We start from the raw sequence: 1,044 nt of genomic DNA, 5'->3' as shown, positions 1-1,044 counted from the left end.
GCTGGCAGGAAGAGTCGGTGGTGGGAAGTTTACTATACTTCTATCCAACTGCTCACTCCCCCAAGCCAGGCTCTACGTTGAAAGGTTAATGCGAGATTTCGAAGCCATCAAAATAAAGTCAAGCGATGGAAAGTGGCTAAATTCGAGCATCAGCGTCGGAGTTGTACATATTTTGCCTAATGAAGACTTTAATTCTGCCTGGAAGAGAGCAAGCAAAAAGCTACTGCTTGCGAAATCAAAAGGTAGTGCGCAGCTTTCGTTCTCCTAGACGACTAAATACTCAGCCACGGAAATAAAGCTTTTAACCGCTCCCCCTCCATTGACTGCATTAGCTCAACATTACGCTCTGGAATTTTTTCAGGGTTATCATAACTTTCTAGCGCATACTCCAAAGATTGCTCTCTAATTATGTGAAAAACCGGATAGGGAGCGCGATTTGTTAAGTTCGATTTATCATCCGGTTCGGTACCTTCAAACTGGTAATCCGGGTGAAAACTTGCCAACTGAAATACACCTTCGTAACCTTCTGAAACCAAAATTGAATTCGCATCCGACAGGCATGCTAAGTAAGAATAAAAGTCACTCAAGCCATTTGGGATAACAAGCAGAGTCGTTTCAATAGCCAGATTACTATCATTATCTAGAAACCTTAACTCTGCCAACAAGCGTTCAAGTATTGAGTCATAAGAGCTCCCAGTGTCGATCGCGATTCGGACACGTTCGTCTTCGTAGGGTTTGCGAGCAAACGGACACAAGTTAAGGCCGATTACCACTCGCTCCAGCCAAGCAACAACTTCTGACTCTACATGGCCAAGGGATAGCTCATTAGACATCTTTAAACACCTTTCCTGAAACATTTCATATTAAAGCGAGAATTTATCGGTCATCTTATCTAAGGTCGGCCCAGCAATGACGCCTCGCTCTGTAACGATATAATCGACCAAGCTCGCGGGCGTCACATCGAAGACCGGATTAAGTGCCTGTACGTTAGCCTCTGAAACTTGTTGTCCACTGAAACACTTAAGCTCATCGGAATCACGCATT

General features: G+C 44.3%; 2 protein-coding genes and 1 pseudogene. 1 reads left to right on the top strand and 2 read right to left on the bottom strand.

Features of this window, described 5'->3' with window-relative positions; all coding sequences use genetic code 11:
• On the top strand, window positions 1-268 hold a 268-nt coding region (locus A3729_RS08680; RefSeq protein ID WP_156497819.1), incomplete at its 5' end, for a diguanylate cyclase domain-containing protein.
• A 4-nt stretch (window positions 269-272) separates the two neighbouring features.
• Here the strand turns inward: A3729_RS08680 and A3729_RS08675 are convergent.
• Together A3729_RS08675 and A3729_RS08670 are read right to left on the bottom strand one after the other, a co-directional pair.
• Window positions 273-833 carry a DUF1415 domain-containing protein gene (locus A3729_RS08675; protein WP_068506406.1) on the bottom strand — a complete coding sequence of 187 codons (561 nt, stop codon included), beginning with the start codon at window positions 831-833 and terminating at the stop codon, window positions 273-275.
• A 30-nt stretch (window positions 834-863) separates the two neighbouring features.
• Window positions 864-1,044: pseudogene (locus A3729_RS08670) on the bottom strand (S-methyl-5-thioribose-1-phosphate isomerase); the annotation flags it as partial.

The sequence above is a fragment of the Oleiphilus sp. HI0043 genome (genome assembly GCF_001634935.1).
The sequence above is the reverse complement of the archived record's forward strand: the minus strand, read 5'-3'. Positions and strand labels throughout refer to the sequence as shown.